Annotated in this window: 22 protein-coding genes; 13 read left to right on the top strand and 9 right to left on the bottom strand. The window is 65.0% G+C overall.

The window, feature by feature from the left end:
- Window positions 1-26: 26 nt before the first annotated feature.
- Window positions 27-833, bottom strand: a complete 807-nt coding sequence (locus tag AYJ54_RS29505; protein WP_063704541.1) for a 3'(2'),5'-bisphosphate nucleotidase CysQ — start codon at window positions 831-833, stop codon at window positions 27-29.
- Between the two features lie 234 nt (window positions 834-1067).
- On the bottom strand, window positions 1068-2465 hold the full coding sequence (locus AYJ54_RS29510) for a TldD/PmbA family protein (protein ID WP_063704543.1): 1398 nt from the start codon (window positions 2463-2465) through the stop codon (window positions 1068-1070).
- Window positions 2466-2738: 273 nt separating this feature from the next.
- On the opposite strand from AYJ54_RS29510, the gene AYJ54_RS29515 reads away from it, so the two are divergent.
- Window positions 2739-3257, top strand: coding sequence for a DUF6101 family protein (locus tag AYJ54_RS29515; protein WP_063704545.1), 519 nt, complete (start codon window positions 2739-2741; stop codon window positions 3255-3257).
- Window positions 3258-3366: 109 nt separating this feature from the next.
- Here the strand turns inward: AYJ54_RS29515 and ubiA are convergent, their stop codons facing one another.
- The gene (ubiA, locus tag AYJ54_RS29520) at window positions 3367-4323 is read right to left on the bottom strand and encodes a 4-hydroxybenzoate octaprenyltransferase (RefSeq protein WP_063704547.1); all 957 of its coding nucleotides are present in this window, start codon (window positions 4321-4323) and stop codon (window positions 3367-3369) included.
- Window positions 4324-4465: 142 nt separating this feature from the next.
- Entirely contained in the window at window positions 4466-5131 is a 666-nt protein-coding gene (locus AYJ54_RS29525) for a hypothetical protein (protein ID WP_063704549.1), read from the bottom strand.
- A 210-nt stretch (window positions 5132-5341) separates the two neighbouring features.
- Between AYJ54_RS29525 and AYJ54_RS29530 the strand changes: the two genes are divergently transcribed.
- The 6 genes from AYJ54_RS29530 to AYJ54_RS29555 all read left to right on the top strand — a co-directional run bounded on the left by AYJ54_RS29530 (window position 5342) and on the right by AYJ54_RS29555 (window position 11487).
- The gene (locus AYJ54_RS29530; RefSeq protein WP_063704551.1) at window positions 5342-6097 is read left to right on the top strand and encodes a 16S rRNA (uracil(1498)-N(3))-methyltransferase; all 756 of its coding nucleotides are present in this window, start codon (window positions 5342-5344) and stop codon (window positions 6095-6097) included.
- 338 nt (window positions 6098-6435) lie between these two features.
- Window positions 6436-7587, top strand: coding sequence for an ATP phosphoribosyltransferase regulatory subunit (locus AYJ54_RS29535; RefSeq protein WP_063704553.1), 1152 nt, complete (start codon window positions 6436-6438; stop codon window positions 7585-7587).
- A 3-nt stretch (window positions 7588-7590) separates the two neighbouring features.
- Complete coding sequence (hisG, locus tag AYJ54_RS29540; RefSeq protein ID WP_063704555.1) at window positions 7591-8568, top strand: ATP phosphoribosyltransferase; 978 nt, start codon at window positions 7591-7593, stop codon at window positions 8566-8568.
- Window positions 8569-8655: 87 nt separating this feature from the next.
- Complete coding sequence (locus tag AYJ54_RS29545) at window positions 8656-9702, top strand: glycosyltransferase family 2 protein (RefSeq protein WP_063704557.1); 1047 nt, start codon at window positions 8656-8658, stop codon at window positions 9700-9702.
- A complete protein-coding gene (locus tag AYJ54_RS29550) occupies window positions 9699-10544 on the top strand; it encodes a ChbG/HpnK family deacetylase (protein ID WP_063704559.1) in 846 nt (281 codons plus the stop codon). Before AYJ54_RS29545 ends, AYJ54_RS29550 begins: the two co-directional genes overlap by 4 nt.
- A gap of 121 nt (window positions 10545-10665) precedes the next feature.
- Window positions 10666-11487: a DUF2076 domain-containing protein gene (locus AYJ54_RS29555; protein ID WP_063704561.1), complete on the top strand. Its 822-nt coding sequence runs from the start codon at window positions 10666-10668 to the stop codon at window positions 11485-11487.
- Between the two features lie 280 nt (window positions 11488-11767).
- Here AYJ54_RS29555 and AYJ54_RS29560 read toward each other — a convergent pair whose 3' ends face one another.
- A complete protein-coding gene (locus AYJ54_RS29560; protein WP_063704564.1) occupies window positions 11768-12574 on the bottom strand; it encodes a L,D-transpeptidase in 807 nt (268 codons plus the stop codon).
- A 315-nt stretch (window positions 12575-12889) separates the two neighbouring features.
- Between AYJ54_RS29560 and AYJ54_RS29565 the strand changes: the two genes are divergently transcribed.
- Window positions 12890-13663 carry a protein phosphatase CheZ gene (locus AYJ54_RS29565; RefSeq protein ID WP_063704566.1) on the top strand — a complete coding sequence of 258 codons (774 nt, stop codon included), beginning with the start codon at window positions 12890-12892 and terminating at the stop codon, window positions 13661-13663.
- A 304-nt stretch (window positions 13664-13967) separates the two neighbouring features.
- On the opposite strand, the gene AYJ54_RS29570 is transcribed toward AYJ54_RS29565, so the two are convergent.
- Window positions 13968-14489, bottom strand: coding sequence for a hypothetical protein (locus AYJ54_RS29570; RefSeq protein ID WP_063704568.1), 522 nt, complete (start codon window positions 14487-14489; stop codon window positions 13968-13970).
- A 317-nt stretch (window positions 14490-14806) separates the two neighbouring features.
- Between AYJ54_RS29570 and AYJ54_RS29575 the strand changes: the two genes are divergently transcribed.
- The 3 genes from AYJ54_RS29575 to AYJ54_RS29585 all read left to right on the top strand — a co-directional run bounded on the left by AYJ54_RS29575 (window position 14807) and on the right by AYJ54_RS29585 (window position 18318).
- Complete coding sequence (locus tag AYJ54_RS29575) at window positions 14807-15103, top strand: co-chaperone GroES (protein ID WP_025033779.1); 297 nt, start codon at window positions 14807-14809, stop codon at window positions 15101-15103.
- A 228-nt stretch (window positions 15104-15331) separates the two neighbouring features.
- Window positions 15332-16963 (top strand): chaperonin GroEL, encoded by a 1632-nt coding sequence (groL, locus tag AYJ54_RS29580; RefSeq protein ID WP_063704569.1) that lies wholly within the window; start codon window positions 15332-15334, stop codon window positions 16961-16963.
- A 143-nt stretch (window positions 16964-17106) separates the two neighbouring features.
- Window positions 17107-18318 (top strand): hypothetical protein, encoded by a 1212-nt coding sequence (locus AYJ54_RS29585; protein WP_063704571.1) that lies wholly within the window; start codon window positions 17107-17109, stop codon window positions 18316-18318.
- A 949-nt stretch (window positions 18319-19267) separates the two neighbouring features.
- Here the strand turns inward: AYJ54_RS29585 and AYJ54_RS29590 are convergent.
- Both AYJ54_RS29590 and AYJ54_RS29595 read right to left on the bottom strand, forming a co-directional pair.
- Entirely contained in the window at window positions 19268-19663 is a 396-nt protein-coding gene (locus AYJ54_RS29590; RefSeq protein ID WP_063704573.1) for an META domain-containing protein, read from the bottom strand.
- A 131-nt stretch (window positions 19664-19794) separates the two neighbouring features.
- The gene (locus tag AYJ54_RS29595) at window positions 19795-21459 is read right to left on the bottom strand and encodes an L-lactate permease (protein WP_063704575.1); all 1665 of its coding nucleotides are present in this window, start codon (window positions 21457-21459) and stop codon (window positions 19795-19797) included.
- A gap of 298 nt (window positions 21460-21757) precedes the next feature.
- On the opposite strand from AYJ54_RS29595, the gene AYJ54_RS29600 reads away from it, so the two are divergent.
- On the top strand, window positions 21758-23521 hold the full coding sequence (locus AYJ54_RS29600) for an ABC transporter ATP-binding protein/permease (protein ID WP_063704577.1): 1764 nt from the start codon (window positions 21758-21760) through the stop codon (window positions 23519-23521).
- A gap of 302 nt (window positions 23522-23823) precedes the next feature.
- On the opposite strand, the gene AYJ54_RS29605 is transcribed toward AYJ54_RS29600, so the two are convergent.
- Complete coding sequence (locus AYJ54_RS29605) at window positions 23824-24834, bottom strand: TorF family putative porin (RefSeq protein ID WP_063704873.1); 1011 nt, start codon at window positions 24832-24834, stop codon at window positions 23824-23826.
- 426 nt (window positions 24835-25260) lie between these two features.
- Between AYJ54_RS29605 and AYJ54_RS50875 the strand changes: the two genes are divergently transcribed.
- Window positions 25261-25626: a hypothetical protein gene (locus AYJ54_RS50875; RefSeq protein WP_063704579.1), complete on the top strand. Its 366-nt coding sequence runs from the start codon at window positions 25261-25263 to the stop codon at window positions 25624-25626.
- The last annotated feature ends 19 nt before the right edge of the window (window positions 25627-25645 follow it).

Below are 25645 nucleotides of genomic sequence, written 5' to 3' on the forward strand. Positions count from 1 at the left end.
TGTTCGACAAGCACAGCGGACGCGCTTCAGGGCAAGGGGCGGTTTCGAAAATGCGCGACAATGCTCGCATGACGATCGCGCCCCGCTGCCACCAGCACCCCGTGCGCCACTTCCCGGCGGTTATAGAGGATGGGTTCTCCGGAGAGTTCGCTCATCCTACCACCCGCTTCCTGCACGATCAAATCGGCCGCCGCAAGGTCCCAATCATGGCTGTTGCCCCCCGCAAAAGCCGCATCGAGCGCGCCTTGGGCCACCCGGCAAAGCCTGAGCGCGAGCGAACCGATTCGCGGATGCAGCTTGATCTCGCCCAGCGACGGCTTGAGCCGTTCGACCAGCGGCTTCGGGCCGGACACGCGGGAGAAGTCGAGCCCGGAGCCGGGCGTCGTCCGCACCGAGACGTCATTGAGGGTCGTACCCTGCCCGCGCGCGGCGAAAAAGAACTCGCCGCTCGTCGGCGCGAACACCGCAGCGAGGACGGGCGAGGCGTTCTCGACCAGCGCCACGCTGACACACCAGTCGTCATGACCGCTCAGATAGTTGCGCGTGCCGTCGATGGGATCGACGACCCAGACCAGTCGCCGCGACAGCCGCGCCGCGTCGTCGGCACTCTCCTCCGACAGCCAGCCATAGTCCGGAGTAGCGGTCCGCAGCCGCGCTTCCAGGAGATCGTTGACGGCGATGTCGGCTTCCGAGACCGGCGAGGACGCGCCCTTGATCCACTTCTTCAGCTCGGTGCGGAACATCGACTGGGCCAGCGCACCCGCCTCCCGCACCGTGTCCTTCAGCAGCGCCGCATCGCGTAGCAGGATAGTCTCGTCCAGAGTGAGCGCCATCGGGTTCAATCGAGCCACGCGCGGAGATCACCTCTCCCCGTCGGGGAGAGGTCGATTTGCGCAACAAATCGGGTGAGGGGGCTCAGGTCCCACGAGAAAGCGTAAGCCCTCACCCGGCTCGCGTCTTGCGATGCGACAAAGCCGAAGCTTCGCTTCGGCGTTCTCAAGAACGGCCGCCAAGGGCGGCCTATGCCTCTCCCTACGGGAGAGGTGAACCGCCTTGCATCTGCTCGATCAACGTCCGCCAAGCGTCAAACCCTCGATGCGCACCGTCGGCGCATTGATGCCGTAGCGGAATTCGAGATCGCTGGCGGGCTGCATCGACTTGAAGATCTCGAACAGATGGCCCGCGATCGTGACCTCGCTCACGGGATAGGTGATCTCGCCATTCTCGATCCAGAAGCCGGAGGCGCCGCGGCTGTAATCGCCGGTGACGCCGTTGACGCCGGAGCCGATCAGGTCGGTCACGTAGAAGCCCTGCTTGATGTCGGAGATCAGCTCAGTCGGCGTCGGCGTGCCGGCTTCGAGGTGCAGGTTATACGGCCCCGGCGAGGGCGAGGACGACACGCCGCGATGGGCGTGGCCGGTGGTCACAAGGCCCAGTTCGCGCGCGGTCGCGCAATCCAAAAGCCAGGTCGTGAGCACGCCCTCGTCGACCAGCGCCTGCTTCTTCACGGCGACGCCCTCGGCGTCAAAGGTCTGCGAACGCAGGCCGCGCTTGCGCAGGGGATCGTCGATGATGCGGATGTTCCTGGCAAAAAGCTGCTGGCCGAGCTTGTCCTTCAAAAAGCTCGTCTTGCGCGCGATCGAGGCGCCGTTGATCGCACCGACGACATGGCCGACCAGCGAGCCCGCCACGCGCGGATCGAACACGACAGGCACCTTGCAGGTCTCGACCTTGCGCGGATTCGACCGCTTGACCGTGCGCTCGCCGGCGGAGCGGCCGACGAATTCGGGCGACAAAAGATCGGCGGCATGCGGCGCCGAGGTGAAATCGTAGTCGCGCTCCATACCGGTGCCTTCCCCGGAGATCGCGGTCGCCGAGATGCCCTGGCTCGAGCGCAGATAGCTGCCGTGGAAACCGGTGCTGGTGACAAGCACCATGCCGCCGATGCCGGCGGAGGCGGATGCGCCGCCGGACTTGGTCACGCCCTTCACGGCGAGCGCCGCGGCCTCGGCCTCGAGCGCGCGGCGCTCGAGCTCGGCGGTCGCCGGCACGTTGGGATCGAGCAGGTCGAGATCGGGGAAATCGCGCGCGAGCAGCGCGGGATCGGCGAGCCCGACATATTTGTCGACGGGCGCAACGCGCGCCATCGCGACGGCGCGTTCGGCAAGCTTGGTCACGGCATCGCCGCTGACATCGTTGGTCGAGACCACCGCCTGGCGCTGGCCGACCAGCACGCGCAGGCCGACATCGTCGCCCTCGGAACGCTCGGATTCCTCGACGCGGCCGTCGCGCACCTCGACGCCCTGCGAGATGCCGCGCACCGCGACCGCATCGGCGGCATCCGCGCCGGCGCGCTTGGCCGCATCCACCAGCCGCTGCGCGAGATCCGACAGTTGAGACTGATCAAACAGGTCGCGGTTGGCCGCGGGGGAAAGCGTCGGGCTTGCGGATGGTGAAGAGTTCACGAACGAAATCCTGTCGGGGGGCGGGTTCGAGGCCGAGGGGCCAAACCCACCAGATGTGTCCAATCGGAGCGGACTTCAAGCATTTTCAGCCTGCAAAAAGCTCAGATTCGCGGCAGTGCGGCAACGTCTCGTCAATCATGCGCGCCAAGGTCTTGTCAATCATGCGCGGCGGTGACGAGGGGTTAACCAGCCTTTTTAAGCGGTTTCCGAACCTCCTCGCGCTAAGGTCCTCGCATCGACCGGGAACATAATCCCGGCGGGGAGACTAAAGCCGTGAGGCGTCAAACAGTGACAAGCGGGGTCGCTCCCGCCGGGTCGAGCCGCGCATTGCGGCTCGACCCTCTTTCCCTTCCGGTCCGCTTCGACGCGCACGATCCGCGCGCCGACGGCTACACCCGACAGATCGAGCTTCATCGTGAACGCGTCGTGCTGCGCCGGGCCGTCCGCGGCATGCAGATGGCGGTCAACGTCCGCGTCAGCGACTTCGCCGGCATTGCGCTGCGCGGCGATGACGAGGCGCAGACCCTCGTCCTCGTCCATCGCGATCCCTCGCTCTCCGTCCCGCTGCTCGTCAGCGCCGACGGCGACGAGATCCTTGAAGCCTGGGCAATGTGGAGCGAGATCTTCGCGCTGCCGCAGCTCGACGAAGGCGTGCGCAAGCCCACGCCGCGGCGCCGCCGCTGCAACGCCATCCGCACCCGCCGTCCGAAATTCCTGATGCGTCGGCGCACCGGCGGCGCGCGCGAGCTTTCCGTTCATCGCGGCGAGCGCGAGATCATCGCAAGGAACTGAGCGGCGGTCACTGTGCCGTAGGGTGGGTTAGCGAAGCGTAACCCACCTCTTTGCTTTCCGCGCGGATAGACGTTGGTGGGTTACGCTTCGCTAACCCACCCTACGAGCGCTACGCCGCCCGCATCACCGCGTCAGCCAGCAATCCCGCAAACAACAGCAGCCCCGCGTCGCGGTTCGATTTGAACAGCCGCAGGCAGAGAGCGGGATCGTTGATCCTGAGCCGCACGATCTGCCAGGCGAGATGCAGGGCGAAGGCCAAAAGCCCGAGCCAGGCCGGCCAGTGCGCATCGCCCGATGCGAGAGCGACACCGATCAGCATCACGGCGAGCCCGTAAAACATGATCAGTGCCTGATGCGTGTGCGTGCCGAACAGGCGCGCGGTGGATTTGATGCCGATCAGCGCATCGTCCTCGGCGTCCTGATGCGCGTAGATGGTGTCATAGCCGATCACCCAGGCGATCGCGCCGGCGTAGAGCACGAGCGCCGTCACATCGATGCGGGCGAAGGTCACCGCAAACCCCATCAAGGCGCCCCAGGAGAAGGCGAGGCCGAGCACGATCTGCGGCCACCAGGTGATGCGCTTCATGAAGGGATAGATCGCGACGATCACGAGCGAGGCGATGCCGGTCAGAACCGCGAAGCGGTTGAATTGCAGCAGCACGACGAGGCCGATCAGGGCCTGCGCGACCAGGAAAGCCAACGCCTGCGTCACGCTCACCTGCCCGGACGGCAAGGGCCGCGAGCGCGTGCGCTCGACCCGGGCATCGAGGTCGCGGTCGGTGATGTCGTTCCAGGTGCATCCCGCGCCGCGCATCACGAAGGCGCCGATGAAGAACAGGACGATCGTCAGCGGCAGGCGGCCGATATCGTGCGCCATGCCGGCGGCGAGCGCCGCCGACCACCAGCATGGCATCAACAGAAGCCAGGAGCCGATCGGACGATCGAAGCGGGACAGGCGCAAATAGGGCCGCGCCCATTGCGGCGCGACCGTATCGACCCAGTTGCCGGTGGAATCGGCAACGCGGGCGAATGCGCTAGTGCCTGGTTTTCGAAGTTCGTAATCCATCGCAATGTATTCCGGTACGAACTTCGAAAACTATAAGGGCACTTAACTAGAAACCATAGCTCACGTGCCGCTTATCGATTTGAAGTTCCCATGAGGAGTTCGCGGCAGGCACTGCAGGACCTTCAAATCAGCGGCAGGTGCCTCATCGGGTCAGGACGTTGCCGTTGAGGGTGTCGAAGGTGCTGCCGCCCTTCTTGCCGGCATTAGCCTCCGGCACTGAGGCCGAGGAGCCGAGCACATCACTCAGCGAGGGGCCAGCGGGTCCGCGCTGCTGCTGCTGCATCTGCTGCGCGACCATGCAGACTTTCTTCTGCATGGCTTCGGTGTTCTTGTGCCCGGCCTTCATCTGATCGCCGATCTGCGGCGGAATTCCGCATTTGGCGGCGTGGGTCTCGATGTACTTGATCATCTTGACCTCGGCCTGGCTGAAATTGCCGATCAGCTTGCAGGCCTCGTCCGGCGGGGCGTGACGATCGCTCGCGGCCTTGATCAGCTTGCCGCGCTTCTCGGCCTCCTCACGCAAGGGGATGAAGGCCTTCATGCATTCCTCGCCGGGGCCGCCCTGCGTCGGCGGAGCGGCGCTGAAGCCGCCACCACCGATGGGAGCTGCACCGTTGACGGGGAAGGATGACTGCGGCGCTGTGCCGACGGAAGCGACCGGCGCCGACCTATTGACCGGTGGAAAGGCCGAATCGGTGGTGGCGGCCTGGCCGGGCAGCGGCGCAGGGAACGCGCCCTGCGCGTAAGCACCCGCGGCGCCCATGGTCACCATGGCGGCAGTAATCGGAACCATCAAACGACGGATCATGAAGGCAGTCTCTCCGGCGGGAGCTACGGGGCTCGGCGTCTTCCCAATTGAAGCGCAACCAGCGTGTTCGCGCTTTTACGATTCCCGCCAGCGCTTAACAACCCGTCGAATTAGGCAAGAGCGCGGCGCCGGGACGCACCGATGGGGCAATAATTGCCCCCGAAACTGCTGCTTTCGGTTAATAACGGCGGCAAATCGGACCCTTGAGCAATGCCCTCCCACGATTTTCGCGCCCCCCGCCTCTATGTCGACGCCGATCTCGCCCAGGACGCGACCGTCCCGCTCGACCACGACCAGAGCAACTATCTCGGCAATGTGCTGAGGCTTGGCGCCGGCGCCCCGATCCTGGCCTTCAACGGCCGCGATGGCGAGTGGCAGGCCGCGATCGAGGGCCGCAAGCGCCCTGACAGCCTCGTGATCCTCCAGCAGACCCGCCCCCAGGACAGGCTGCCCGACCTCGCCTACGTCTTTGCGCCGCTGAAGCACGCCCGGCTCGATTACATGGTCCAGAAGGCCGTGGAGATGGGCGCCGCCAGCCTGCAGCCGGTGCTGACCCGGTTCACACAGCCCTCCCGCGTCAACAGCGAGCGGATGCGTGCCAATGTGATCGAGGCGGCCGAGCAATGCGGCATCCTGAGCCTTGCCGCGGTGGCCGAGCCGGTGCCGCTGGAGCGCTTCCTCAACCAGCGCGCATCCGACCGCCTGCTGGTGTTCTGCGACGAGGCGGCCGAGGTCGAGAACCCGATTCGCGGCCTGCAAGAGGCGCGCGAGGCGGGGCACGGCATCGACGTCCTGATCGGCCCCGAAGGGGGCTTCGCCGAGGAGGAGCGCGCGCTGCTCTCGCGACAGCCCAAAATCCTGCGGCTGGCGCTGGGGCCCCGGATCCTGCGGGCCGACACGGCGGCTGTCGCGGCGCTGGCACTGGTCCAGGCGATGCTGGGCGATTGGGGCGGTAAGACCGCCTAGAGCCAATACCTCTCGGTCGCATCGATTGGGCCGCAGGCTCGGTCGACCTCTCCCGCTTGCGGGGGAGGTCGGAGCGAAGCGCCGGGTGGGGGCTCCCTCCACATCGGGAGTATCGATTGCGGCGACACCCCACCCCACCCCTCCCCCGCAAGCGGGAGAGGGAGCGCACCTCGCTCGTGGCAGCAATCGAGCCCAATCCCGTTGCCCGCCAGGCGCACCGCATTGGCTGACCGTTAAGCGATTGATCCTTTGGAGGTCGAAACCGCGTGCCGGCCATGCTAAGGGGCTGCGCCAACACCCCTTCCCTGCCCGGTTCCACCGGACGATCGGACCTTGAGATGACCGCGACTGCCACCCCGAACGCTGCCGGCTCCGCCGCTTGGGCGGATACGTTGCTCCTGTCGTTCGCGCAGGCGGGCTATCTCAGGGCCGAGCCGGCGATCCTGCAACCGGCCGAGCCGTTCCTGGACCTCTCCGGCGAGGACATCCGCAAGAGCCTCTACCTGACGACGGATCCGACCGGCGAGGAGCTCTGCCTACGCCCGGACCTGACCATCCCGGTGGCGCGCGACTACCTCGCCTCCGGCCGCGCCGGGCAGGCAGCCGGCTTCAGCTACCTTGGCCCGGTATTTCGTTACCGCAGTGGACAGGCCAGCGAATTCCTTCAAGCCGGCATCGAGTCGTTCGGCCGTCAGGATCGCGCCGCGGCCGATGCCGAGATGCTGGCGCTGGCGCTCGAGGCGACCGCGGCCTTCGGCGTGCGCGACGTTGAGATTCGCACCGGCGACGTGGCGCTGTTCAATGCGCTGCTCGATGCGCTCAACCTCTATCCGGTCTGGCGCCGCCGCCTGATCAAGGATTTCAACCGCAAGATCAGCCTGGAGCAGGATCTGGAGCGGCTGGCCCTCGCCACGACCGCCACCCGCAGCGAGTATGGGGGCGTGCTGGCCGCGCTCGCCGGCTCCGACCGCAAGGCGGCGCTCGCCTTCGTCACCGACCTGATGTCGATCGCCGGCACCACCCATGTCGGCGGCCGCACTACGGCGGAGATCGCCGACCGCTTCCTCGAGCAATCGACCCTGAAGGGCGGCGCGCTGCCGCGCGAGGCGCTCGCCGCGCTGAAGCGCTTCCTGGCGATATCGGGCAATCCCGACGACGCCATCGCCGAGCTCCGCGCGCTCAGGGCCGAGGCGAAGCTCGACATCACCGCCGCGATCGACCAGTTCGAAAGCCGGATCGGCTTCATGGCGGCGCGCGGCGTCGACGTGAAACAGACGCGTTTTTCGACCGCGTTCGGGCGCGGGCTCGACTACTACACCGGCTTCGAATTCGAACTGCATCACAGGGGCAACGGCGCCGAACCGCTGGTCGCCGGCGGCCGCTACGACGGGCTGATGACCCAGCTCGGATCGGCCGAGCCGATCCCCGCCGTCGGCTTCTCGGTCTGGGTGGATGCGCTGACCCGGATCGGCCGCAAGCTGGGAGCTTAAGTCATGAGCGCGCCATTCGTCCTGGCCGTTCCCTCCAAGGGCCGCCTTCAGGAAAACGCCGAGGCTTTTTTCGCCCGCGCAGGGCTCAAGCTGTCGAAGGCCGGCGGCGCACGCGACTATCGCGGCACGATCGCAGGCCTCGATAATGTCGAGGTCGCCTACCTCTCGGCGAGCGAGATCGCCTCGCAACTGGCCCGCGGCTTCGCGCATCTCGGCGTCACCGGGGAAGATCTGGTGCGCGAGACCATTGCGGACGCCGACAAGCGCGTGTCGCTGATCGAGGGATTGGGCTTCGGCTACGCCGACGTCGTCGTCGCCGTGCCGCAGGCGTGGATCGATGTCCGCACCATGGCCGACCTCGACGACGTCACGACCGGTTTCCGCGAGCAGCATCACATGAGGATGCGGGTCGCGACCAAGTTCATCAACCTCACCCGCGCGTTCTTCTCGAGCCACGGCATCGTCGACTACCGCATCGTCGAAAGCGCCGGCGCGACCGAAGGCGCACCCGCAGCCGGCGCTGCCGAGCTGATCGTCGACATCACAACAACCGGCGCGACTCTCGCCGCCAACGGATTGAGGGTGCTCGACGACGGCGTGATCCTGCGCAGCCAGGCCAATCTGGTCGCCTCCAGAGAGGCCGATTGGTCGCCGCAGGCGCGGGAGACCGCGCGCGTCATCCTGGATCACATCGCGGCGCGGGCGCGGGCCAACAAGTACCGTGAGGTCCGGACTCGCTTCCGGCAATGCGACGCCGCCCTGCTCGGCGAAGCCCACCGGCGCTTCGGCGTCGAGACCCCGTTCGGCGGGCCAACCTCCTCGGGCATGCTCACGCTGCACTGCCCACCGGGGCAACTCTATGCGCTTGCAAGCTTCCTGCGCGAGCATGGCGCCGAGACGGTGTCGGTCGGTTCACTCGACTACGTGTTCGACCGGGAGAACCCGCTGTTTGCCAAGCTCGAAGCCTTTCTACAGCGGTGAGCCCCAGGTTTGTTCAGCGTAGCGACAGCAAGTGGCAGCTACCATATGCTGTTCGGAACAATTGAACGCCCTTTGGAACCTTGATCGATGACGCTGGGCTCTGACGTTTCCGCCCTGACCACCACCGCAGCCAGCGCCGCGGCGAAGGGGCTGTCCATTGTCGTCCCCGTCTACAACGAGGCGGCGGGACTTTCGTCCCTGCACCAGCGCATCTGCGAGCTCGCAAAGATCCTGCGGCAGCGTTATCGCCTCTCTTGCGAGGTCGTCTATGTCGACGACGGCAGCGCGGATGCGACGCTGTCGATCGCCCGCGCGCTGCCGGCCGACGCGGTCGACGTGCAGGTGGTCTCGCTGTCGCGCAATTTCGGCAAGGAGGCGGCGCTGATGGCCGGCCTCGATCATGCCCGCCGCGGCGCCGTGATGTTCATGGACGGCGACGGCCAGCATCCGCCCGCGCTGGTCGAACAGCTCGTGCGGCACTGGATCGAAGACGGCTATGACGTCGTCTATACCGCCAAGGCGCATCGCGACAACGAGACCTTCCTGCGGCGGCTCGCCGTGCACGGCTTCTACGCGCTGATCAACTGGGGCGCGCGCCAGAAGATTCCGGAGGACGCCGGCGACTTCCGCCTGCTGTCGCCACGCGCGGTCGCAGCGCTCAGGCAGCTCCCCGAGCGCAACCGCTTCTTCAAGGGGCTGGCAAGCTGGATCGGGTTCCGCCAGATCCGGGTCGACTACGAACCCGCGCCGCGCGCCCATGGCGTGACCACCTTCAACGCCGCGCGCCTGCTCGGCCTCTCGATCGAGGGCCTGACCTCGTTCTCGGTGGCGCCGCTGCGCTTTGCAAGCCTGCTCGGCGTGATCCTGGCAGGCGGCGCCTTCCTGTTCGGCCTCTCGATCCTCTGGGAAGTCTGGACCACCGGCAAGCAGGTCCCCGGCTATCCCTCGCTGGTGGTCGGCCTGATGACGATCGGCGGCGTGCAGCTCATCATGATCGGCATCGTCGGCGAATATATCGGCAAAATCCTCTCCGAGCTGAAGGCGCGCCCGATCTACTTCGTCGCCGAGCACAGTGAAAAGCATTTCGAGACCGATAAGGCCGACGACGCCTCGAAGAGGACAGCGGCCGAATGAGCGAGGCCGCGACGCCGCGGCGTATCTGGCTCTGCGCCGACGACTACGGCATCAGCCCGGGTGTCAACCGCGCCATCCGCGACCTGATCGAACGCGGCCGCCTCAATGCCACGTCGGTGATGATGGTGGGCCCTGCGGTCGATTACGGCGAGATCGACGCGCTGAATGCTGCGGCGAAGGCGAGCACGCGCTGCGCGATCGGGTTGCATGTGACGCTGTCGGCGCCGTTCCGGCCGCTCACCATGCATTTCCGCCCGCTTGATGGCGACATGTTCATGCCATTTCCAAAACTGCTGCGCGCCGGTCTTGCGCGGCGGCTCGACCGCGAATTCTTTCGCGCCGAGGTGAAGGCGCAACTGGCGGCGTTCGCGGAGGCCTTCGGGCGCGCACCGGATTTCGTCGACGGCCATCAGCATGTGCAGCTCTTTCCACAGGTGCGCGACGGCTTCGTCGATGCAGTCAGCGAAGCCGCGCCGAAAGCCTGGGTGCGTCAGGGTGGCCGCGACCTGCCGCTGGCGCAGCGGCTGGCCTCGCCGAAGGCGCTGGTGCTCGATATCTTCAGCGCGCAATTCCGCCAGCGCGCGCGCCGTGCCGGCCTCAGCTTCAATCCCGGCTTTGCCGGCGCCTACGACTTCACCCGGGCCGCCGATTTCGGCAAGCTGATGCGACAATTCCTCGAAGGCTTGTCGGATGGCGGCCTCGTGATGTGCCATCCGGGCTTCGTCGACGACACTCTCACCGGCATCGACCCGATGACCGACGTCCGCGAACGCGAGCACACCTATCTTGCGAGCGAGGCTTTCGCGCGCCTGCTTGCGTCAGCCAATGTGACATTGGGGTGAAACCGAAGGCAAGCCGGGGGGCAGCTTGTCGCATACCGAAATTTAATGCGCGCGCCACTGTTGGGGCCACAATGGAACCCTACATCTTTGTCGCGCTTGTTTCGCGCGAGGGAGACTGATCATGACGCCCCAGGAACGCCAGCTCGTGGACGAGCTTTTCGACCGGCTTTCGAAACTCGAGAATGCACCGCGCGATCCCGATGCGATCGCCGCGATTTCCGATGGCCTGCGCAAGGCGCCCGGCGCGATCTATGCGCTGGTGCAGACCGTGCTGTTGCAGGACGAAGCGCTGAAGCGCGCCCATGCCCGCATCCAGGAACTGGAGGCGGCGCACGCGCCCGAGCAGGCGCAGTCCGGCGGCTTCCTGGACTCCATGCGCGAGAGCCTGTTCGGATCCAGCCCCTCGCGCGGATCGGTTCCGAATGTGCCGCCGCGTGAATCGCGGCCGGTGTGGAATAGCGGCCAGGCGATGCAGCAGGCGCAGCCGGGTTATGGCCAGCCGCCTTACGGACAGGCTTATGGTCAGGGTCAGGGCTATGGCGCTCCGCCGGTCGGCGGTGGCGGCGGCTCCTTCCTCGGCACGGCCGCAGCAGCGGCGGCGGGCGTCGTCGGTGGCTCGCTGTTGCTCTCCAGCATCCGCAACATGATGGGCGGACCGCATCAGCAGGCCTTTGGCGACACCACCATCATCGAGGAACGCGGTGGCGGCAGCCCGTGGGGCGGCAGCGACCAGTCCGGCGGCTCGCTCGCGCGCGACGCCGGCGTCAACGATATCGGATCGAGCCGCCGCGACGACTCCCGCCAGGGCTTCGCCGACCAGGCGTCGAACAACGATCGCAATGACGACGACCAGAACTACGACGACGATCACGACGACAACACCGACATGGCCGACGACAGCGATTTCGGCGGCGACGATGACGGCGGCAGCGATTACGCGTGATCGAAACTCCAACGCAAAGGGCCGTTCGATGAGCGGCCCTTTTTCTATGCCTCTTGCTCAGAACTCTTCCTTCTCCCCTTGTGGGAGAAGGTGGCAAAGGCGGCGTTCAGCCGCCGTTTCTTAGAAGCGCCGATGCTTCGCATCGGCTATGGCGCTGGATGAGGGGTCTCTTTCCACGAATTCAATTGCACGAGATGCATGCGCGGAGAGAGACCCCTCACCCGGCTTCGCTTTCAGCGAAGCCACCCTCTCCCACAAGGGGAGAGGGTAAGAAAGCGTCTCACATCACCACGACCTTGGTGCCGACATTGACGCGGCCATAGAGGTCAATGACGTCGTCGTTGCGCATGCGGATGCAGCCCGAAGAGACGTTGGTGCCGATGGTCCAGGGCTCGTTGGAGCCGTGGATGCGGTAGAGCGTGGAGCCCAGATACATCGCGCGTGCCCCGAGCGGATTTTCCGGGCCGCCCTCCATGTGCCGCGGCAGGTCGGGCCGGCGCGCGATCATCTCCGCCGGCGGCGTCCAGTCCGGCCATTCGCGCTTGGCCGTGATCGACTTCACACCGGACCAGGTGAAGCCGGGACGCCCCACACCAATGCCGTAGCGCAGCGCCTTGCCGTTGCCCTCGACCAGATAGAGGAACTTGTTCGGCGTATCGACCACGATGGTGCCGGCACTTTCCTTGCCGGTATAGTCAACGAGTTGTTTCTCGAACTTCGGATCGAACGGACGCTGCCGCGGATCGACCATATCCTGCTGCACGCCAGCGCCCTGCATCTGCGGCTCGCCCATCGGCGGCAGGCGGCGCTGGTCGTAATAGGCCGGCTGCTGCTGATACATCGGCTGCTGTTGCTGCGGATAGTAGGTCTGGCCGCGACCGGGAGCGTCGCCGAACAGGAATTCGATGAAGCCGCCGCCCATGTTCGAATTGGAAGCGAGGCGCACCGGTGCCGGCGGAACCCGCGGCGCGTAGAGCACCGCGGGCGGATCGGATGGCACGGTGTTGTCGAAGGCCATTGCGCGGTCGGCGCCGGCCATGAAGGTGCAAGCGCTGCCGAGCAGCGCGACAGACATTCTCTTGAACATCGACGTACTCTGTACTGTTTCGTCTAGATCACATTCGTCGTGGAGAGCGCCTGCTGATCCGCGCTTCCCGACGTGGTCAATAAAGATCAAAAGCCAATCGGTTTGGTAAACGGAAACGGCGTTTGGATTCACCACGCCGGCAACATCGGCGCAATTTGGCGATCAGCGTTTATTTTCGGTGAACGGCGAAAGCGCATGGTTAATCGCCGGTTTGCGCGCCGTCGCGCGCGTCCGCATCACAGTTCCTGCCGTGAACTTCGTGTTAAATCGCTTCTGCCTACAAAGACGCGTGAGTGAGGTGGGGGGAGTATCCTAATGGCTGTTCACCGCAAACGTTTTCGCGTCGAGGAGGCTATTGTCGGCGAGATGCCCAGTCTCGAAATGATCGAGGAGGCTGCGCCGATGCACAACGAGATCATGGCCGAGCTTCGCGCGATCCGCGCCCAGATGGCGCGCAACGGTCATGCGGGGCACGCCGCGCTGCCGCCGAGCGAAGCCGTCATGGCGCAGGAAGTCGCCGACGCACGCGCGATGCTGGAGACCTATCGCGCCCAGATCGAGCAGTGCGAGAAGCTCAAGGTCGAGCTCGACCTCATTCACGACGCCATCAACCGCACCAAGCGCGAGATCGCGGTGCTGCATGGCAAGAGTTTCAACGGCGAGGAGATGGCCAAGGTCAACGGCGAGCTCGGCGCGGTCGTCGGCGGCACCGAGCAGGCGACACAGCAGATCCTCGAAGCCGCCGAGTCGATCGACCAGGCGGCATCCGCGCTGTCCAAGGTGGACTCGGTCGATCAGCAGAAGCGCCTCGCCGACGACATCCAGGAACGCGTCATCTCGATCTTCGAGGCCTGCAACTTCCAGGACCTGACCGGCCAGCGCATCAGCAAGGTGATGGGCACGATGAAGTTCATCGAGCAGCACATCAACGCGATGATGGACATCTGGGGCGGCGTCGACGCGATCAAGGCGCACGCGCCGCCGATCGTCGACACCCGCGACGAGGACGCCAAGCTGCTGAACGGCCCGAAGCTCGCCGGCGACGTCGGCCACGCCTCGCAGGACGACATCGACGCGCTGTTCGATTGAGCGGACGGACATACGGAGAAACAAAACGCCGGCGAGAGCCGGCGTTTTGTTTTTTGCGGACTAGTCCGAACTGCCTTCCCTTCTCCCCTGGTGGGAGAAGGTGGCATAGGCGGCCTTCGGCCGCCGTTCTTGAGAGAACGCCGATGCTTCGCATCGGCTATGGCGCCGGATGAGGGGTTCTATCCGCGAGCTCGAAAGCGAGAGGCTCACGCGCGGAGAGAGACCCCTCACCCGGCTTCGCTTCCAGCGAAGCCACCCTCTCCCACAAGGGGAGAGGGTGCATCGCGAACTTGGCGCTGTTTTCTTACGCCCTCGGCGCGCAGCGGACGTAGACCATGTTGCCGTAGCGAGTGGCGGCGTCCTTGTCGATGAAGCGGGTAATCATGACGCGGCCGTCGAAGGAGACGATCTCGCGGTCCTGCTCGCCGGGAGTCGGACCGGACGGTCCGATGTAGTTCTTGCCGCTGGGCGAGCCCTTCAGCCGCAGCTCCTGCGGGGTCGCCTGGTCGGCAAGATGCATGATGACGCCGCCGGACTGGCCGGCGCCGATCACGTAGGGATTCTTGCACTGGGCCCGCGCGGCGGCCTCGGTGCGGGCGCGGTCGGCCGGATTCTGGAACGAGGCGAGGCCCCAGCGGCCGACGATCTCGTCGGAGCGGATGCTCGCCGGCATTTCCGGCGCGACACCGGGCTCAGCCCCAGGCGGCGGCTGGGACGAGGAGAAGGACGGCAGGCTCGTACCGCCGCCGCAGGCGCCCAGCAGCAGCGCCAGCAATGAGACGGCGCCCAGATTGGCAGCCGTGCGCGCATGAGCCGAACTGATCATAACATTCCCCCGAGCAAGACCTTGGCCACACCCCTCCCGCAGCCAAGCGCAAAACCGCTGCCGGGGCAATGACGTCGTTTTATACGCCGGCACTCCGAACGAGTTTCCAGTGCCACCATCCTATATCCGCCTCACCAATCGCTTAACCACCTTTGCTTGACAGGATCGCGGCCAAGCCATATTTCCGGGCGCACTATTAGCACTCGGAAAGGCCGATTGCTAAGCGCGCCGTTCGATCCTCGGAGAGGGTGGACGGAAGCGCCGCCCTCACCCACTTCCGCTACTTTCGACAGAGCGAGCCTCCAAAGGGAAACGTCATGGCTAAATCCAAATTTCGTCCGCTGCATGACCGCGTCGTGGTCAAACGTATCGACGCCGAGGAAAAGACCAAGGGCGGCATCATCATTCCGGACACTGCCAAGGAAAAGCCGTCCCAGGGTGAAGTCGTCGCCGTGGGCCCCGGTGGCCGCGACGAGACCGGCAAGCTGATCCCGATCGACCTCAAGGTCGGCGACCGCGTGCTGTTCGGCAAGTGGTCGGGCACCGAGGTCAAGATCGACAATGAAGAGCTCCTGATCATGAAGGAGTCGGACATCATGGGCGTGCTGGCCTAAGGCCATCAGCCTGAACAGCCGCTGAATGCTCATTGTCATGCCCGGGCAGAAGTGCGAAGCGCGTCTTCGCGCCAGACGACCCGGGCATCCATCGTTCTTCGTACGATGATGGATTGCCGGGCCTACGCCACGCCGAAGCGGCTTCGGCCGCGCAGGCGGGTCAGGCCCGGCGATGACGAGCAGAACGTGCGGCGCCCCATCGATCCAAGATTTTCAGGAGTTAAGATAATGGCTGCCAAAGACGTCAAGTTTTCCGGAGACGCGCGCGAACGCATGCTGCGCGGCGTCGACGTTCTCGCCAACGCCGTCAAGGTGACGCTCGGTCCGAAGGGCCGCAACGTCGTCATCGAGAAGTCGTTCGGCGCGCCCCGTATCACCAAGGACGGCGTCACCGTCGCCAAGGAGATCGAGCTCGAGGACAAGTTCGAGAACATGGGCGCCCAGATGGTGCGTGAGGTCGCATCCAAGACCAATGACCTCGCCGGCGACGGCACCACCACCGCGACCGTGCTGGCGCAGGCCATCGTGCGCGAAGGCGCCAAGGCGGTTGCCGCCGGCATGAACCCGATGGACCTCAAGCGCGGCATCGACACCGCGGTTGCAGCAGTCGTCAAGGATATTGAAAAGCGCGCCAAGCCGGTCGCCTCCTCCTCCGAGGTCGCCCAGGTCGGCACCATCTCGGCCAACGGCGATTCCGCCATCGGCAAGATGATCGCGCAGGCAATGCAGAAGGTCGGCAACGAGGGCGTCATCACCGTCGAGGAGAACAAGTCGCTCGACACCGAAGTCGACATCGTCGAGGGCATGAAGTTCGACCGCGGCTATCTGTCGCCCTACTTCGTCACCAACGCCGAGAAGATGACCGCCGAGTTCGAGGACGCCTACATCCTCCTGCACGAGAAGAAGCTCTCCGGCCTTCAGGCCATGCTGCCGGTGCTGGAAGCCGTGGTGCAGTCCGGCAAGCCGCTGGTCATCGTCGCCGAGGACGTCGAGGGCGAGGCGCTGGCGACGCTGGTCGTCAACCGCCTGCGCGGCGGCCTCAAGGTCGCGGCCGTCAAGGCGCCGGGCTTCGGCGATCGCCGCAAGGCCATGCTCGAGGACATCGCGATCCTGACCGGCGGCCAGCTCATCTCCGAAGAGCTCGGCATCAAGCTCGAGAACGTCACGGTGAAGATGCTCGGACGCGCCCGCAAGGTCGTGATCGACAAGGAGAACACCACGATCGTCAACGGCGCCGGCAAGAAGCCCGACATCGAGGCCCGCGTCGGCCAGATCAAGGCGCAGATCGAGGAGACCACCTCGGACTACGACCGTGAGAAGCTCCAGGAACGTCTCGCCAAGCTGGCCGGCGGCGTCGCGGTGATCCGCGTCGGCGGCGCGACCGAGATCGAGGTCAAGGAGAAGAAGGACCGCGTCGAAGACGCGCTCAACGCCACCCGCGCCGCGGTGCAGGAAGGCATCGTCCCCGGCGGCGGCGTCGCGCTGCTCCGCGCCAAGAAGGCTGTGGGGCGTCTCTCCAACGACAATGCCGACGTGCAGGCCGGCATCAACATCGTGCTGAAGGCGCTGGAAGCCCCGGTCCGCCAGATCTCCGAGAATGCGGGCCTCGAGGGTTCCGTCGTCGTCGGCAAGATCCTGGAGAACAAGTCCGAGACCTTCGGCTTCGACGCCCAGAACGAGGACTATGTCGACATGGTCGAGAAGGGCATCATCGATCCCGCCAAGGTGGTGCGCACCGCGCTCCAGGACGCCTCCTCCGTGGCCGGCCTGCTGGTCACCACCGAGGCCATGGTCGCCGAGATGCCGAAGAAGGACGCGGCCCCGGCGATGCCGGCCGGCGGCGGCATGGGCGGCTTCTAAAAGCCCATTCTTGCCCGACAATCCTGCGAAGGCCGCCTCCGGGCGGCCTTCTTTTTTGCCGATGATGCCCCGCGCTTTCCAATTCAACCGACGGCCAAAACCCACTACGGTGGCGCCGATTCTTTTGCTTGAGGATTTCGTCGATGCGCGCGCTTCTGGTTTGTCCGACCGTACTTTTGGCGGCTCTGCTTGCGGCGTCGCCATATCCCGCATCGGCCCAGATGAAGCTGTCGCCGAAGGCGGCGGCGCCTGGCGGCACGGAGACGCGCTATTTCACCTCGATCGACGGGCTGATGGACGGCAATGCCGACGTGATCCTGAAGGAGACGCGCCAGGGCAAGACGGTCACATCCGCCGTGCTCGACATCTGCTACCCCGTGGCGAAGAATTCCGACCGCAAGGACCGCTTCGTCGCCAATCTCCAGGTCGCGGGCCAGACGCTGACGGGCACGACGCAGAGCCTCGGCGAGAAGGCGCCGGTCACCATCAAGCTGCTGCGCAAGCCGACCGGCGACACCTTCGAATTTCGCGGCCAGATCTCGATCGGCCAGGTCGTGACCGAGGTCGCCTCCCCCGACAATTCCGACCTCAGCGAGAAGGAATTTCTGGACAACCAGACCTCCGACGACGGCATCACGCCACAGCCGAAGGACTTTACCGAGGTCTCGCCGGAAGCGATCGCGGTCAAGATCAAGCTCGATGCGGCGACCGACTTCCTGAAGAGCCTGAAGGGCCAGGACGTCGAGGTGACGCTGGCAAGCCTCTCGGTCGGCTGCGACGCGCTGCGCGCCGGCGAGCAGACCATCAACATGTCGGTCGATCCGGAGCGCGCGGCCGCGCTGCTCGCAAAGCTCAAGGCGATGCCGGGCGTCACTGCTGCGGGGTGGACCGCCGGCATGACCGAGATGGACCGCACGATCCGCTTCCCCGCCGCCGACTGGCGCGACGGCGACAAAATCAATCGCGACAAGCTCGCAACCGCGGTCTCGAACGTGCTGAGCAGGACGCTCGCCGCGAAGCCGGTCTCGCAGAGCTTCAGCCCCACCACCGGCAAGCTCAAGCTGGTCTTCAAGCGGCCGAACCAGGATTTCCCGGCGCTCGAGCTCACCGACACGATCGAGGTCGCGGGCCTCGTCTCTGCCGACAAGCCGGGCAGCACCGACAGGCTGATGCTCTGGATCGGCAGCCCCTCGACCACGACGGCCGACGAGAGCACCGGCGCGAAGCTCAATGTCTCGGACGAAGGGGCGACCGACGAGGAAGGCGACCAGCCCGACGACAACGGCTCGATCGAGGCGCTCACCAAGGAGCTGAAGGGCCAGCGCTGGGACGCCGACAAGTCGCTGTGGAAATAGGCCGCGTTGTCGCGGTCGCTCGCCTGATTGTTAAGATTCGATTCAGTTTAAACGGTCATCATCGGGTAGCCGAACGTGGGTCGCATCATGCAAGACCACGAGCCGAGTACCCTTGGAAACATCTGGTCCGGGAATGTGGGTGGCGGCCAATTGCAGAGGCAGCCGGCCAGCCTGTGGGATCTCTTAAGCGACGATCGCGAAGAAGTGCTGGTGCTACGAGACCCGTATGGTGTTCGAGCGCGCACCGTTCTGCTGTTCACAATCGCACTTGTGGCAAGCTTCGGGCTGGGATGGGCCGGAGGTCTGAATTGGCCTGCCTTCGCAAGCATGTTCGGCGTCAGCCCGATTACCCAGAAAGCAGCGCCCTCACCGCGAGCTTCTGAAACAAGATCCGGGGCCAAGATTGAAGGCGCTCGAAAGACGGCATCTACCTCCGAGCAAACGACCGCACCCGCTTTTGTAGGAAGCATTCCCAAGACTTCCGCCTCGTCGGGCATACGCTCGTCGACGGCCTCGCAAGCAAATACGAGCCCATCCGGGCCGGCGGTAGCAATGAGGCAGCCATTGGTGCCGGCACCTGAAACGAGGCCCACAACCATCCCCGGGTGGACGGTTGTCGACGTTCGGGACGGAACCGCTGTTCTCGAAGGCCCTGACGGAATTCGGATGGCCGCGCGCGGCGACATTATTCCCGGACTTGGACGAATAGACTCCATCGTGCGCTGGGGCAGTCGCTGGATCGTCGCCACCGCCAACGGATTGATTGCGACGCCGTAACCGCCAAAGAACGAGGCCAGCCGCCCTGCGCTCGATGAGGAGCAGGCCACCGTCTGGGCGACACGACTACAGCGTCACTCCGCGAACATGCGCCTCTGCGACATCAACCAACTGCTCAATCGAGCTGGTCGCGGTGTCCAGAATGAGACGCGGGCGCCGGCTGCCGCGAAGTCTAATTCCCATTCGCCCGGAACCGCAGCGGCTTCGGGCCGATCAGCGTGAGCACGTCACCCTGGCGCTTCCAGGTCTCGGTGGCGGCGAGCGCCGCGACGAGATCGTCGTCGGCCTGTGCCTTGGCGGGAGGGCAGGAACGGTCCTGGATCTGGCCCGGCACGAAGATCACGGTGTTGCCGGCGACCGAGAACTGGCCCTTGCTACCCTTGCACCAGAGCTCCAGCACGACCTCGCCATTGTCGCCGATCTCGATGTTGGGAATGCGCTTCGAGCCCGGCTGCGGCAAGGCCTCGAGCGTCATCTCGGTGCCGAAGGGAAAGCCGTCCTCGGCGTAGGCAGCGCCCGTCATCAGCAACACCGCGGCAGCCGCGCGCACCATCTGCTTGAAAACCATGAAACCTCTCGACCGTCCTTGAACCGCCGCACCTTCTATAAGACGGGGACGGCGTTGAGAAGGTTGGCGATCCACGCAAAATCCCCGCGGGATCGCTCCCGCGGGGATTCCTTGCAGCAGGACGCGCGAGGCTACTTCAGGACCAGCGCCGTGAACGGCCAGACATAGGCCTGCAGCGTCACGAGCACGCCGACCAAGCAGGCCAGCACGATCGAGTGCCAGAACACGAAGCGCAGGATCGAGCTCTCGTGCCCGTACCACCGCGTGGCCGTGGAAGCGACCACGATCGACTGCGCGTCGATCATCTTGCCCATCACGCCGCCGGAGGAGTTCGCCGCCGCCATCAGGATCGGCGACAGGCCGATCTGCTCGGAGGTGATCCTCTGCAGGTTGCCGAACAGGATGTTCGATGAGGTATCCGATCCGGTCAGTGCCACGCCCAACCAGCCGAGCAGCGTGCCGAAGAAGGGATAGAGCACGCCGGTTGCCGCGAAGGCGAGACCCAGCGTCGCGTCGACACCGGAGAGGCGGGTGAGCGTGCCGATCGCGAGCATCGCCGAGATCGTGATCAGGGAGATCGCGCAGAGCCGGAGCGTACGGCCATACTCAATGAGCAGGCGTCCCGGCCCGACCCCCATCAGGAAGCCGGAGATGATCGCCGCGATCAGCATGCCCGTGCCGGTGAAGGACAGATAGGTGAACGCAAACACCGCGCCTTCCGGGGTCGGCTTGGCGGCCACCGGCGGCATCTTGTTGATCATCTGGTGCAGGTCGGGAACGGCGTAGTTCCAGGTGAAGATCGCGTTCGCCCAGGTCTTGAACGCACCATTGCCCCAGATCAGCATCACGATACAGACGATGATCCACGGCAGCAGCGCGCTCCACAGTTCAGACTGGGTGAGCGGCGTCTTGTCGAGCGGCGTTGCCTTTTCCATTTGCGCGTGCGACTCGTCGTGGCCGCGCAGCTCCGGCGACAACCAGAGCTGCTTCGGGTGCCACACTTTCAGGAACAGGATGAGCGCGCCCATCGAGATCAGCGACGCCCCGATGTCGACGATCCAGGGATTGATGTAGTTGGAGATCACGAATTGCGGGACCGCGAACGACACGCCGGTGACCAGGACCGCCGGCCAGACGTCCTTCATGCCCCGCCAGCCCGCGAACGCCCACACCACCCAGAACGGCACGATCAGCGAGAAGAACGGCAATTGCCGGCCGACCATTGCGCCGAGGATGTAGGGATCGAGCCCGGTGACGGAGGCAAGGCCCTGGATCGGCGTGCCGAGCGCGCCATAGGCGACCGGCGCGGTGTTTGCGATCAGCGACAGGCCGGATGCGGCCAGCGGCGAGAAGCCGAGGCCGATCAGCACGGCACCAGTGATCGCGACCGGCGTGCCGAAGCCCGAGGCGCCTTCGAAGAAGGCGCCGAACGAGAACGCGACCAGCAGGAGTTGCAGGCGCCGGTCCTCGGTGACGCCACCGATCGCGCGCTTCAGGAGTTCGAAGCGCCCGGTGCTCACCGTCACCTGGTAGAGGAAGATGACGTTGAGGACGATCCAGCCGATCGGGAAGAAGCCCGTGACGATGCCGAGCACCGAGGCGCGGATCGACATGCCGGCCGGCATGGTGAAGATGAATATCGCGATCAGGTTGGTGATGATCACCGCAATCACGGCCGCGATGTGCGCCTTCACGCGCCCGCTCGCGATCATGATCAAGAGCGAGACGACCGGGACGGCCGCTGCGATGGTCGACAGCCCCGCATTGTTCAGCGGGTTATAGATTTGATTCCACATGCTCTTCCTCCCCCCACGCATTGGTGTGGCAGGGCGGCCAGCGTGGACAGCCGAGCCTGCTTGACGCTGGTAGCGATAACCCCTGAGCTGGAAGGGAATTCCCCTGCGATCTGCGGCGGTTCCCATCCGCTCACAAGCTCGCGAAGTCCGAAGGCCCCCCACCCCGCGCCGTCGAGGCCCATGCTAGGGTCGCAGACCCGGACAACGCAAATTGCACAACTTGCGACTTTAGTCTAAGCGCGCTTATTTCCGCCGCTGCTACAGGCATTTGCGCACACCCCACAGGAGACCTAGCTCTGTGAAGAACATCCGCGCCACGCTCGCGACCGTTTGGCGAATCGCCATCCCCTATTTCGGATCGGAGGACAAATGGGCCGGCCGCGGCCTGCTCGCCGCCGTGATCGCGATCGAGCTGGCGCTGGTCGCGATCAATGTCCTCGTCAATCAGTGGCAGAACCGATTCTACAGCGCACTCCAGGCGTACGATCTGGATGAGTTCGTCAAGGAGATCTGGATCTTCGTTGGCCTCGCTTTCACCTTCGTCGCGCTCGCCGTCTACAAGCTTTACCTAAACCAATGGCTGCAGATCCGTTGGCGGCAGTGGCTGACACGACACTATCTCGGCGAATGGCTCGACGGCGCCACGCACTACCGTATGCAGCTCAAGGGCGACGCTGCCGACAACCCGGACCAGCGTATCACCGAGGACGTCAAGACGTTCGTCGAGCAGACGCTGAGCATCGGGTTAGGTTTGCTCTCCGCGATCGTGACGCTGGCCTCGTTCATCGTCATCCTGTGGGGTCTGTCCAACAAGGCGCCCCTGCATATTTACGGCACCGACCTCGTCGTCCCCGGCTTTCTGGTCTGGTGTGCGCTGGTTTACGCGGTCCTGGGTACGGCGTTGACGCACTGGATCGGTGTCCCGCTCGTCAACCTCAATTTCGAGCAGCAGCGCTTCGAGGCCGATTTCCGCTTCAACCTCATCCGGGTGCGCGAAAATTCCGAACAGATCGCGCTTCTGAAAGGTGAAGGCGCCGAGCGAGGGCACCTTCTGCACCGCTTCGGATTCGTCATTGGCAACTGGTACGCGATCATGAGCCGGACCAAGCGCATCACCGCGTTTACGGCGAGCTATCAGCAGGCCGCCGTGATCTTTCCCTATGTGATGGTGGCGCCCGCCTACTTCGCCAAGAGGATCCAGCTTGGCGACATGATGCAGACCGCCTCGGCGTTCGGCAGCGTGCAAGATGCGCTATCCTTCTTCGTCACGGCCTACCGCACGCTCGCGGAATGGCGCGCGGTGGTCGCCCGTCTCGACGGTTTCGAGATGTCGGTCAGCGCGGCCGCCAACATCACGGCGCACGAGCCGACCATCGGCGTCGCGCCATCCGGCGTAAGCAAGGCGATCGCGCTCCAGCACTTGCTGGTGAAGCTGCCGAACGGCGCTCCGCTGGTCACGGCCGATGCCTTCACGATCCAGCCGTCGGAGCGGGTGCTGCTGACCGGGCCGTCAGGATCCGGCAAGTCGACGCTGTTCCGCGCCGTCGCCGGCATCTGGCCGTTCGGCACCGGTACGATTGCCATCCCCGAGAAGGCCAGGCTGATGATGCTGCCGCAGCGGCCGTATTTCCCGGTCGGCCCGTTGGGGGATGCCGTGATCTACCCCGCCGAGCACGGTACGATCGCGCCCGAAAAGATCAGGGAGGCGCTGACGGCGGTCGGCATGCCGCGGCTGGCGGAACGGCTCGACGAGGAAGGGCACTGGAACCGGACGCTGTCGCTCGGCGAGCAGCAGCGCCTGGGGCTTGCCCGCGCACTGCTGCATGCGCCCGACTATCTGTTCCTGGACGAGGCCACCGCCTCGCTCGACGAACCGTCCGAGACCCGGCTTTACCGGCTGCTGGCGGAGAAGCTGCCGCAAGCCACCATCGTCTCGATCGGGCACCGCTCGACGCTCGACGTCTTCCACACGCGCAAGGTGGCGATGGAGGAAAGCGGTGAGATCCACGTTCTCGGCCACAGCGGCGAGCCGGCCCAGCCGGAGCCGAGCGCGGCGCGCTGACCGCACTGCGCTCCCTTTCCCGCTCGCGGGGAGGGGTGGGTTGTCTCCGCGGGCGGCATTCCCACGGTGGAGAGAGCCCCATCCGGCGCTTCGCCATAGCCGAGGCTTCGCTTAAGAGGAGGGCCGCCGAAGGCGGCCTGCGCCTTCCCCGCAAGCGGGAGAGGTGAAACGAGTCTGCGGCTCGATCGTGCAACCAAAGGCCACTGGCGGCCGCACCGTGCCGCCAGAGACGTTCACGCCCCCAAAAGCAAAAGGGCGGCAGGTTGTCCTGCCGCCCCTTTCAGTCAGTCTCGGTCAGAAACTTACTTCAGGTTGGTCATCGCCGTCAGGTCGACCGACAGCTTGGCGATACCGGCCGCACCGCACCAGTTGGAGCCGACACCCGACGGATTGATCGGGGTCACGTCGGTACCGACGTTCGCAGCGATGTTCCCGCGGGAAGAAAAGTCGCTGGTGAAGGCGTTGCAGTTACCCTTGGAAAGGTCGGTGTCGGAGTAACGCAGGTCCAGCGTGAACACCTTGTAGGTGAAGCCGATGCCGATGTTCCAGGTGTTGTAGTCGGCGTACTTGATGCCGTTCGGGAAGGCAGCCGTGCCGTAGAAGCTATCGGAGGTGCCGAGCCACTGACGGCCGAACTCACCGGACACATACATACCAACGCCGCTCGAACCGAAGATCGTGCTGGGCGCGATGTACTTGCCAGTGATCGAGGTGTAGTTGCCCCAGGCGCCGGAGTTCAGGTAGCTCGGCGTATAGTACTCGGTCACGCCAAACGCCCAGTTGTCGTTCACCGTGTAGGTCATCTTGCCGTAGACTTCGAAGAAGCTCAGGTCCTTCTTGATCACGTTGCCGTTGATCAGGGCCTGCGAGGCGCACTCGGCGCCCTGGAAGTTGCCCGCAAAGTCAATTCCCGGCGCGCCGAAGAAGCAGCTGCCACCCGGATACAGGTAGCCCCACACGCCGATGTCGAAGGCGAAGGCACCGAAGGTCGGGCGGATACCGCCATAGACGTCGATCTCGGCCGCGGCACGGTTCGGGAAGGAGATGCTCTCACCGGACACGCCCACGTAGAGCTGGAGGTCCTTGGTGACGTTGTAGCGCGGCTCGAAATAAGCCGTGACCGACGGATTGTGATTCGACTGCGTGATACCGCGGAAGATGTAGTCGCTCATGATGCCGCCGCCGAAGGCGACATCCCAGGGCTCAAAGGCAGGCGGCGGCGGAGCCTTCAACGCCTTCACCGGCAGGTCTGCCGCCAGAGCCGAGCCCGTCACCATTGCCAGCGCCGTTGCCAACAAAGTCACTTTTTTCATTTCGATCCCCATCACCAGTCTGAACCCCAGTCAGATCCCTGAGCCCCCCGGGCCATGCGATACCTGACTGCAAATTTTCTAACCGCCGCAATCTGGGACGCAGGCGTCACACGGTGAAGCCAAAAACACGAGCATCTGCCGACTTTTTGGGCGTTCCGGCGTTTCCACGAAAGGTTGTCGACGTGTGTTGCTTCTCGATCACATTATTTTCATTCCAAGGTGCACTCCGGACCCGGGTTGTTACGGGGGACTGTTAGAAGCCGTGGCGCCGAGGTCACGAATCAAAAGGGCGCCGGAAGGACTGTTTCCGGCAGCCGCGACGGCGATGCAAAAAGGCCGCAGCGTCACCGCCGCGGCCTTCCTGCTTTCGCATGATGTCCCCGGTGTCGAGGCGGCTAACCCTGCCCCTCGACCGGAGTCGCCGGATTGTCGGAGGCCGGTGCCGGAGTAGCCCAGCTCGTCTCCGGTGCGGGAGCCGGTGGCTCCATCGGAGCCGACGGCGCGGGGGCCGGCGCCACAGTCTTCTTGGCTGCGCTCTTCTTGGCCGCGCTCTTCTTGGGAGCAGCGGCTTTCTTCGCTGCCTTCTTCGGAGCAGCCTTCTTTGCGGATTTCTTCGCTGACTTCTTCGCGGATTTCTTGGCGAACTTCTTCGCGGCCTTCTTCTTGCCAGCCTTCTTTGCGGCCCTCTTCGCGGTTTTCGCTACGAGCTTCCTGGCCTTTTTGGCCTTCTTGCTTTTCTTCTTCTTCGCTTTCGCCATCGTGGTCCTCCTGTTGCCGCCGAACAATGATTGATCAGGCGTCTTCAGTCGTC

The organism is Bradyrhizobium centrolobii, assembly GCF_001641635.1.
In the GTDB taxonomy this organism is placed as follows: Bacteria; Pseudomonadota; Alphaproteobacteria; order Rhizobiales; family Xanthobacteraceae; genus Bradyrhizobium; species Bradyrhizobium centrolobii.

Coding starts and splice junctions, on each gene's coding strand:
- AYJ54_RS29525 (WP_063704549.1), bottom strand. CDS start 5,131: ATGATCCGTCGTTTGATGGTTCCGATTACTGCCGCCATGGTGACCATG.
- groL (WP_063704569.1), top strand. CDS start 15,332: ATGGCTGCCAAAGACGTCAAGTTTTCCGGAGACGCGCGCGAACGCATG.
- AYJ54_RS29575 (WP_025033779.1), top strand. CDS start 14,807: ATGGCTAAATCCAAATTTCGTCCGCTGCATGACCGCGTCGTGGTCAAA.
- AYJ54_RS29595 (WP_063704575.1), bottom strand. CDS start 21,459: ATGTGGAATCAAATCTATAACCCGCTGAACAATGCGGGGCTGTCGACC.
- AYJ54_RS29530 (WP_063704551.1), top strand. CDS start 5,342: ATGCCCTCCCACGATTTTCGCGCCCCCCGCCTCTATGTCGACGCCGAT.
- AYJ54_RS29560 (WP_063704564.1), bottom strand. CDS start 12,574: ATGTTCAAGAGAATGTCTGTCGCGCTGCTCGGCAGCGCTTGCACCTTC.
- AYJ54_RS29545 (WP_063704557.1), top strand. CDS start 8,656: ATGACGCTGGGCTCTGACGTTTCCGCCCTGACCACCACCGCAGCCAGC.
- AYJ54_RS29535 (WP_063704553.1), top strand. CDS start 6,436: ATGACCGCGACTGCCACCCCGAACGCTGCCGGCTCCGCCGCTTGGGCG.
- AYJ54_RS29565 (WP_063704566.1), top strand. CDS start 12,890: ATGGCTGTTCACCGCAAACGTTTTCGCGTCGAGGAGGCTATTGTCGGC.
- AYJ54_RS29555 (WP_063704561.1), top strand. CDS start 10,666: ATGACGCCCCAGGAACGCCAGCTCGTGGACGAGCTTTTCGACCGGCTT.
- AYJ54_RS29590 (WP_063704573.1), bottom strand. CDS start 19,663: ATGGTTTTCAAGCAGATGGTGCGCGCGGCTGCCGCGGTGTTGCTGATG.
- ubiA (WP_063704547.1), bottom strand. CDS start 4,323: ATGGATTACGAACTTCGAAAACCAGGCACTAGCGCATTCGCCCGCGTT.
- hisG (WP_063704555.1), top strand. CDS start 7,591: ATGAGCGCGCCATTCGTCCTGGCCGTTCCCTCCAAGGGCCGCCTTCAG.
- AYJ54_RS29550 (WP_063704559.1), top strand. CDS start 9,699: ATGAGCGAGGCCGCGACGCCGCGGCGTATCTGGCTCTGCGCCGACGAC.
- AYJ54_RS29570 (WP_063704568.1), bottom strand. CDS start 14,489: ATGATCAGTTCGGCTCATGCGCGCACGGCTGCCAATCTGGGCGCCGTC.
- AYJ54_RS29505 (WP_063704541.1), bottom strand. CDS start 833: ATGGCGCTCACTCTGGACGAGACTATCCTGCTACGCGATGCGGCGCTG.
- AYJ54_RS29585 (WP_063704571.1), top strand. CDS start 17,107: ATGCGCGCGCTTCTGGTTTGTCCGACCGTACTTTTGGCGGCTCTGCTT.
- AYJ54_RS29605 (WP_063704873.1), bottom strand. CDS start 24,834: ATGAAAAAAGTGACTTTGTTGGCAACGGCGCTGGCAATGGTGACGGGC.